The following is a 7,055-nucleotide window of genomic DNA, read 5'->3' as shown; positions in this document are numbered from 1 at the left end:
CTCCACGCGCACCAAAAATTGATCGACTGGAATTTGTTATCTAGTTGATATTATTTCAATAATATTATCTATGCCTTGACGGGATTGCTGAAATCGCAATTTCTGTGTAACAAATCCTGTATCAAAACGTGCTACAGGGTGCCGAAATGGCGGTTAGGAAGGGCGAGGACCCGGACAGGTATTTGCATTTGCGCGCCGGCATCTATGCTTATGTGCGTCGAGTGCCAAAGCGGCTTGTCGGGCTCGATGATCGCGAACCTGCCGTGCGGGTCTCTTTGGGTACAAGGGACCTTTCCGAAGCCCGTGCTAAAAGGGATATCCACGAAGAGGCAGATAATGCGCTTTGGGCCTCAATGCTGGCCGGGGGCGATCGGGCGCAAGCCGATGCTCGCTACAAGGCAGCTGTGGCTCGTGCGCATGCACTCGGATTTTCCTATCGCACGACTGCGGAAATCCTTGCGAGCGAGTCGGGCGCGATGATCTATGACCGACTGCTGACGCTTTCGAAATTACCCGTCGGCGGGCCTGAGGCGGCCGCCGTGACCGGGCTTGAGAAACATCCGCGCGTGCGAATATCGGAAGCTTTTACCGTTTATACGGATGAGATCGCGGCGCCGGAGCTTACCGGTAAGAGCGACTTTCAGAAATTCTCCTGGCTGAAGGTGAAGCGCCGCGCACTCAACAATTTTGTTGCCGTGGTGGGTGACAAATATATCGATGAAATCAGCCGGCAGGACGCAACGACGTTTTACAATTACTGGCTGGCCCGTATAGCGCCGAAAAGTGGCAAGGCGACGCACACGGCCTCATCGGGTAATCGCGATATCGGCAATCTGCGCAAGCTGTTTTCCGAATACCACCGCTATCGCGGCATCGATGATGTGAAGAACCCGTTTGCCGGGCTTTCCTTCTCGCAGAAGATCAAAATATCGCGTCCGCCTTTCCCAACAGACTGGATCGTCAAGCGGATACTCGCACCTGGTGCGCTCTCCGGGCTTAATGATCAGGCCCGCGCGATTGTGCTGACGCTGATCGAGACCGGGGCACGGCCTTCGGAGATCTGCAACCTAACGGCTGATATGGTTCGGCTGGATGACGCCGTGCCGCATATCTTGATCGAGCCGCGCTCCGACCCCGATGATCGGCGCGAGATCAAGACGGCGTCATCCATTCGCGCTGTTCCGCTTGTTGGCGTGGCGCTGGCGTCCATGAGGGAGCACCCTGAAGGCTTTCCGCGCTACAAGAACAAGGAAAATAGTCTCTCTGCGGCGCTTAACAAATATTTTCGGGAGCACAAGCTCTTCCCGTCATCCCGGCACAAGATCTATTCCTTCCGGCATTCCTTCGAAGATCGCATGAAGGTAGCCGGAATCGATACGGAGCTCAGGATGATGATAATGGGCCACACGATCGACCGGCCTCAATATGGCTCGGGCGGGTCGCTGTCGTGGAAACAGGACGCTTTGAGGAAAGTAATGTTAAAATCTATAAACGATTGTTTATGAATTAGTTATTTTTACTTTTTATTCGGAAAATTCGGTCCGATTTTGAATACGAGCTCTGTTAAAGAGATTAATATTAAAACTTGCCAAACTAGAGAAAATAAAGCCAGTGAGTTAACCACTGCGATTGATGTTTCTGAGTGGCATGCTATCGGTTTCAATACTACAATAAATATTCCGAATATGAAAAGACCTATAAGCCAGTAAGCAGCTTTCCGGAGATTGTTTCGAGATTTTGTTAGGGCTCCTGGCTGTTCGAACCGTTCTTCGATTCGGTTGAACGCGAGGTGAATATTGGCAACAGAGGCCAGTGTAATGGCGAGAATGACGCCAAGAATATTGAGTAATTCTTGGTTTACGAAGTTTCTTAGGAAGTCATTTTTATCTGAAAGTAATTCAGGACGGACTACTGAAATAGTAATCAGAGAAGCTAATAAGCAGATCAGAACAGTGTAGCCAATTGTCCGGTTCATTAGAATATCTTATCTATGAAGGAGCGGATTTTTTTCCAATATGATGGAGTTTCTGGTTCAGTGCCTTCCATATCTACATCTTCGCTGGCCGCGTAGTCATCTGAGTTGTATGTTTTGTCATCAATTGTGCGGGCTTTGATATTACCACCTCCCTGCTCGGCATGGACTGCTATTTCTGCCAAATGTGTTCCTTCGGTTGTGATGACGCCTTCACTTGAAAGATTTGTTTTTACCCTAGAAATATTTGCATTGTCTCGCAAGTTACGCATTTCTTCAGAGAAGTCATCTGTACCGTTAAACATATTTGGTACAGCTACATCATAAGTGATAGAAGAAATTTTGTCTTTGTTTTCTTCGACAAAACTCATGAAAGATCGAGCAATTGTGATTGGGAATGCGGAGACTGCAAAAGGCCCGTTAGGGCTTTCGTCGGAAATGTGCTTGGCAAGCGATGCCAAAATGGCTTCAGGTTTATTTCCCACCTCTGGCCTGGATTCCATGGCCACTTTTTGTCCGTCCGCATGATCTGTGGGGTCGATCATAATCAAAGCAGCTTGCCACGATTCGTGTTCTGTTGGATCAAGGCCATCCCAAGGAGCTGTCCTTTCTTTCATCGCCCGATTCCGTGCTACCCACCCCACAATTAACCTAGTGGGGATACCCGTTATCTCTGATGCTTCTGGAACAAAAAAGAACTCATTGCTTCTGTGCACGAATTTGAATTCTTTGGAGAATTTTTCGCGCAGCCATGTTTCGCGGGTGTATTCCTGCCCCTGACTGTCTGTTCGTTCGAACAGTTCCCTTTGTTGCCGCTGCTTTAACGAAAAACGAAAAAGAAAAACGCGCATCTGCCACTCCGCACCATAAAAGTGTAACACAGCAGATTCGTAATCCCATTAAAAGGGCTTTCTAAAAGAGTAGGTAGTCTGATCTGACTGTTGGGTGGCCATGGAGTTAAGTTGTCGAGGCTTAGTAGAAGCCTTGGTTTGGCTTAAAGATGGGGAGGCCCCTAAGTGATCTTGTTATTTAATTAAGGCTGTGTTCTGCTTGCGCGCAGGCTACCCGTGCCCGCGCGGCCTCGAAGATAGACCGATTCTGCCGGCGCTTTTCCAGTTGGCCTTCTACCCAGGCATAAAGGTCCAGTAGAGGCACGGCCTTATCGCCGCGTGCTACGACTTCTTCGGCAAGCCGGTCCAGCGCCTTTTCGATATCTTCGACGGCAACGTAGAGCGGAATATCGGACGGCTGATTGCTCATCGTCCGCGTCTCCACTCATCGAAGTCCTGCACTATCCTGCGCCAGCGGGCGGCGGCCGGGGCGTTTTCGTTCAGTTCCTTGCGGCTGTTCAGTGCCAGAACGAATTTGACGCGGGTGGCGGTCTTGTCCTTGTCCGTCGGCAGTTTCAGATCGTGGCGTTCGGCCATGAAGCGCTGAAAGGCGGGTTCTTCGCATTTCATGGCGCATTCGGCGGCGTAGTTCTTTGCCGGCGCACCGCCGGCACGTTCGATTTCCTTGCGCAGCCGTTCGTTTTCCGCCCATGCTGCCTGAAGGTGCTTTCCGGTGCGCTCAAGCATGGCAATCAGATCGGCCGGGATGTCGATATGGTGCAGGATCAGTTCGCGGTTTGCCGTCGGGCAGGCGTGGGGCAGGGCGCATATGCGCTCCGGCTCGCCCGGGTCCATCCCGTCGATCTCAAGGTGCATGCCGTCCGCATCTGCGAAGACGTCCCGAACCTCAACCGCTGCGGCAACCAGCGCGCGGTAGGATTCGAGGCGATCTTTTGATGACGGGCGGGCGTTGGTCATTGAACTGCCGTTTCCAATTGCTGGCGCCAGTCGAAGAACTTGAGCGCGCCTTTTACCGGAATGAAGGGCGTCGGCTGAGGATTGCGCAGCACGAAACCGAAGCGGCCGAAGAACCACGGGCTTTCGCTTGTCTCGACGCAATCGGCGATCTCGACCGTGCCGATAATGCCGCCGCGCGTGATGGTGTCGTAGCCGGGCACGATCGGCGGCTCGGCAAAGGGGCGGTGGACATGCACATGGCGGATCATTTCCATGGCTTCGTCGTATTCGGCGCGCGTCATGCCCTTGGCCGCATGCAGGCAGATGCGGCCGCGCAGGTTTGTGTGCCAGTTGCGGTTTTCGATATCCTTGCCCAGGTGCATGATGCAGTGGGCCCATGGCTGGCGGATCGACAGAGCGAGCTTGGGGAGGTTATCCATTGCGGGCCTCTTGCGCGCGTGAGTATCCCGCGCGTGTCAACGAATACCCTGCGCCGCAGAATTCACCCTCTTCGGTGGTCAGCCCTCGATAGTATTCAACGAGCCCCTGCTCTTTCAGGCTCTTCATCAATCCACGAAGAACCTCACGATGCAGGCCAAGTTTGTTGAAGTGACCGAATGGCAGGCACAATTCACCGTCAATGGCAGTGTAGGATGCCAACACTGACAAGATTGCATTTTCCAGTGCAACGACGGGAGCGGTCTCGCCATGCATCTGTTTCTTTGTTTCGGCCTCAAGCTGGGTGCGCCAGTACTTTTCAGCGCTTTCAAAAATGTCTGCGTCGACGTAGCGGTGAAACGCCTTGTGGCGTTCGGCGTCGCCAGCGTGGCGCGCGACAGTGGCGTGTTCTGACGTGACGTAGCTGCCGACCGGATCGAATTCGCCAGGTTCTGCGGCCCATATTTCGCGCGGCCATCCTTTTTCATCACTCATAGCAATCTGTCCTGTCTGGTTCGGTCGCCGGAGCGGCGGGTTGCGCAGTGGGGGCAGTGGTGAGACCAGCCGCCGGCCTCGCGGCGGACGAGCCAGCCCTTGTTCTTGGCATCGCCGGCGAGGTCGCGGCGGGCCAGCGCGCGGGCCTTTTCATTGGCGGGTTCGGCGGACGCAAGGTCGGGGTCTTTGTAGCCGCAGCTGTTGCAGGTGATCGTCAGCCGTCCGGCTTGCGGGGCGATGGTCAATGCAGCCTCCTGCCGGTCTCGGGCTTTTCATCAGCTATCGCGGCGATCTTGAAATGATCGGGAACAGGCGGTGGGTCGCCTTTCCATGTCTGATGCATGAAAAAGCCGATGAAGTGCGGGTAGTTCTCGATCCGCAGAATGTTGGGTATGTTTCCGTAACCGGCGGTCTGCAGGGTGCGTCCGGCATTCGGTTCCCGACCGATGATTTCATCGATAAAGCCTTGAAGCAGGTGGGGAATCTCCGGGTTCAGCGCGAATTCACTGACAGGTTTTCGCATTGCTTCCGAATTCAGAAAGTTGCGCATGACGGTTTGCCATGCCATCTGCGGCTTGCCGGGGTTAACGGCATAATCGAGGCCGTCAACTGCATCTGCGCGCCCCCGCGCATCGAACGACAGACGATGATGCAGGGCCGGTAGATCAAAACCATTCCAGGTGCTTTCCCCGTGATATTTTGGCGGGGCCGTCTTCGGGAATATCGCGATGCCCTTTTCGGTGCATGATACGGTGTGTGCCTGCATCCATTCCGGCATTGGATACGAAATTTCATGGCCGCCGGTGACAAACGGAATTTCGTCAACTGGCAGTGCGGCGGCAATGGTTTCATCCGGTATCAGCAACTTTGCCGGACCTGTGGCAGATCCGTCCGGGTCGTGAACCACGGCGGTCGCGTGGCCGGAAATCACGCTGAGATAAACACCTCCGATAGCGGCGGGTTCGATGACGATATGTCCGGTGCGAAAACGATCCGGCCACATCTCTCGATTATAGTGGATGATCGGCATTGCAGGGCGCAGCCATCGGGCGGCAAAGCTGCAATAGAAAGGCTTGTTATCGGCCATGGTGTGTCTCCGTGAATTCAAGCATTTGCGGCGGGCGTCTTCGCGCTGGGCTTCGTCGATGTTGCGCGGCTGGCGGGGCTCCCTCCGCAGGTGCTTGCGGCAGCAGAGAGCGGCGAGCAGCATGGCGAGCGTGCGGCATCCAGCCCTCGCGTTCGATTTGGCGTTGCCGTTCCGCGACGATCAGCCTGACGGATTCGGGCGGGGCGGTCTGCAATGAGGAATGTCTTTCTGCCATGGCGTTACACTCCCGTGGCGGCAAGCCATGCTTCCAGCCGCAGCCAGAAGACGGCGGTGAGCACAAGTATTGCGAGGTAAAGGGATAGGCTTTGGGTGCGGGTCATGCGTCACCGCCGTTGCCGGGACCAGTAATCGGGTCGAAAGAACGACCTTCCCGGATCTCGGCCAGCGCTACGGCGTCGTATTCAGTCAGGTTCATCCTGGAGACGTCGTTTTCGGATATGCCGCATTGCTGCAAAACATCGTTCGCCACGACAGTATCGTGATGAAGGTTCACGAGATTACAGCATGCGATTAGATATCCGCGTTTGAACTCTAATTCTCTTAGAGCTTCGAGCGCATCATCGGCATTTTCGGTTATCGCCATTGCTCTTCCTTACCTGTTTCGATGCTGCTGGCCCGAAGGTTAGGAGTGGGTCGGCGGCGGGTGTCAGGCCTTGGCATGACCCAACATCATTATAGGTGTCATATGCACCTATTATCCGTCAAGGAAAAAATAGGTGTAAAAAACACCTACATAGCTATGGTGCACGCAAGGCGCATCTCTGTGGGGGCAAAAACGGCGTGTTTCCGGACATTTGATTGCTGGCTGCAGGTTGATTGGCTATCATTGGCCGTAGGAACTTGACCGGGGGGATTCATGCTTCAGTTTGTTGTTGTTGTTTGCGCGGTGACCCTAACCGCAAGCGTGGCAAATGCTGATTTCATGCGTTGGAGCGCTGTCCAGGAAGATGATCCGTTTGCGGAAAGCCAGCGCATGGTCATGGGGTACAGGGACAGTCAGGCGTCTGGCGTATTCATCTTGTGCGATGCGGCCAGCGACAAGCTGCTGCTCCGACTTGCTCTTCCGCTTGAAGTTTCCGCCTTTAATCTTCCGACATATAAATTTTCAGAACAGGTCAAAGTCGACGATTTCGAAACGCATCTTGTCTTCGCGGATGATGTAATGCTGGGAAACGGCAATATCGGTTTCGATGCTGCGTTTGAGGGCGAGGGCGCACGTCGTTTTCTGGATGAACTGGTCAAGGCCAGAAAGGCA

At 54.1% G+C, this 7,055-nt stretch carries 10 protein-coding genes; 2 read left to right on the top strand and 8 right to left on the bottom strand.

The window, feature by feature from the left end; translation table 11 throughout:
* The first annotated feature begins 146 nt into the window (after positions 1–146).
* Positions 147–1,505 carry a DUF6538 domain-containing protein gene (locus ABID12_RS20690; RefSeq protein WP_354435947.1) on the top strand — a complete coding sequence of 453 codons (1,359 nt, stop codon included), beginning with the start codon at positions 147–149 and terminating at the stop codon, positions 1,503–1,505.
* A 469-nt stretch (positions 1,506–1,974) separates the two neighbouring features.
* Here ABID12_RS20690 and ABID12_RS20685 read toward each other — a convergent pair whose 3' ends face one another.
* From ABID12_RS20685 to ABID12_RS20650, 8 genes are all read right to left on the bottom strand, one after another.
* Positions 1,975–2,823, bottom strand: coding sequence for a hypothetical protein (locus ABID12_RS20685; protein ID WP_354435946.1), 849 nt, complete (start codon positions 2,821–2,823; stop codon positions 1,975–1,977).
* 178 nt (positions 2,824–3,001) lie between these two features.
* A complete protein-coding gene (locus ABID12_RS20680; protein WP_354435945.1) occupies positions 3,002–3,232 on the bottom strand; it encodes a hypothetical protein in 231 nt (76 codons plus the stop codon).
* Positions 3,229–3,780 (bottom strand): hypothetical protein, encoded by a 552-nt coding sequence (locus ABID12_RS20675; RefSeq protein WP_354435944.1) that lies wholly within the window; start codon positions 3,778–3,780, stop codon positions 3,229–3,231. Before ABID12_RS20675 ends, ABID12_RS20680 begins: the two co-directional genes overlap by 4 nt.
* Complete coding sequence (locus tag ABID12_RS20670) at positions 3,777–4,199, bottom strand: ASCH domain-containing protein (RefSeq protein ID WP_354435943.1); 423 nt, start codon at positions 4,197–4,199, stop codon at positions 3,777–3,779. Before ABID12_RS20670 ends, ABID12_RS20675 begins: the two co-directional genes overlap by 4 nt.
* Positions 4,192–4,692 carry a hypothetical protein gene (locus tag ABID12_RS20665; RefSeq protein WP_354435942.1) on the bottom strand — a complete coding sequence of 167 codons (501 nt, stop codon included), beginning with the start codon at positions 4,690–4,692 and terminating at the stop codon, positions 4,192–4,194. The genes ABID12_RS20670 and ABID12_RS20665 overlap by 8 nt, the downstream gene beginning before the upstream one ends.
* Positions 4,689–4,937 (bottom strand): hypothetical protein, encoded by a 249-nt coding sequence (locus tag ABID12_RS20660; RefSeq protein ID WP_354435941.1) that lies wholly within the window; start codon positions 4,935–4,937, stop codon positions 4,689–4,691. The genes ABID12_RS20665 and ABID12_RS20660 overlap by 4 nt, the downstream gene beginning before the upstream one ends.
* On the bottom strand, positions 4,934–5,779 hold the full coding sequence (locus ABID12_RS20655; protein WP_354435940.1) for a hypothetical protein: 846 nt from the start codon (positions 5,777–5,779) through the stop codon (positions 4,934–4,936). Before ABID12_RS20655 ends, ABID12_RS20660 begins: the two co-directional genes overlap by 4 nt.
* A 337-nt stretch (positions 5,780–6,116) precedes the next feature.
* A complete protein-coding gene (locus tag ABID12_RS20650) occupies positions 6,117–6,383 on the bottom strand; it encodes a hypothetical protein (RefSeq protein ID WP_354435939.1) in 267 nt (88 codons plus the stop codon).
* Positions 6,384–6,656: 273 nt separating this feature from the next.
* On the opposite strand from ABID12_RS20650, the gene ABID12_RS20645 reads away from it, so the two are divergent.
* Positions 6,657–7,055 (top strand): hypothetical protein (locus tag ABID12_RS20645; RefSeq protein WP_354435938.1); only part of this gene is annotated, 399 nt, incomplete at its 3' end.

Origin of the sequence: Martelella mangrovi (assembly GCF_040545495.1) — a bacterium.
GTDB classification, from domain to species: domain Bacteria; phylum Pseudomonadota; class Alphaproteobacteria; order Rhizobiales; family Rhizobiaceae; genus Martelella; species Martelella mangrovi.
This window is presented reverse-complemented; position numbering and strand designations above follow the sequence as displayed.

Bases quoted from the DNA above. Each gene is read 5' to 3' on its own strand.
- ABID12_RS20690 (WP_354435947.1), top strand. From the start codon at position 147: ATGGCGGTTAGGAAGGGCGAGGACCCGGACAGGTATTTGCATTTGCGC.
- ABID12_RS20685 (WP_354435946.1), bottom strand. From the start codon at position 2,823: ATGCGCGTTTTTCTTTTTCGTTTTTCGTTAAAGCAGCGGCAACAAAGG.
- ABID12_RS20680 (WP_354435945.1), bottom strand. From the start codon at position 3,232: ATGAGCAATCAGCCGTCCGATATTCCGCTCTACGTTGCCGTCGAAGAT.
- ABID12_RS20675 (WP_354435944.1), bottom strand. From the start codon at position 3,780: ATGACCAACGCCCGCCCGTCATCAAAAGATCGCCTCGAATCCTACCGC.
- ABID12_RS20670 (WP_354435943.1), bottom strand. From the start codon at position 4,199: ATGGATAACCTCCCCAAGCTCGCTCTGTCGATCCGCCAGCCATGGGCC.
- ABID12_RS20665 (WP_354435942.1), bottom strand. From the start codon at position 4,692: ATGAGTGATGAAAAAGGATGGCCGCGCGAAATATGGGCCGCAGAACCT.
- ABID12_RS20655 (WP_354435940.1), bottom strand. From the start codon at position 5,779: ATGGCCGATAACAAGCCTTTCTATTGCAGCTTTGCCGCCCGATGGCTG.
- ABID12_RS20650 (WP_354435939.1), bottom strand. From the start codon at position 6,383: ATGGCGATAACCGAAAATGCCGATGATGCGCTCGAAGCTCTAAGAGAA.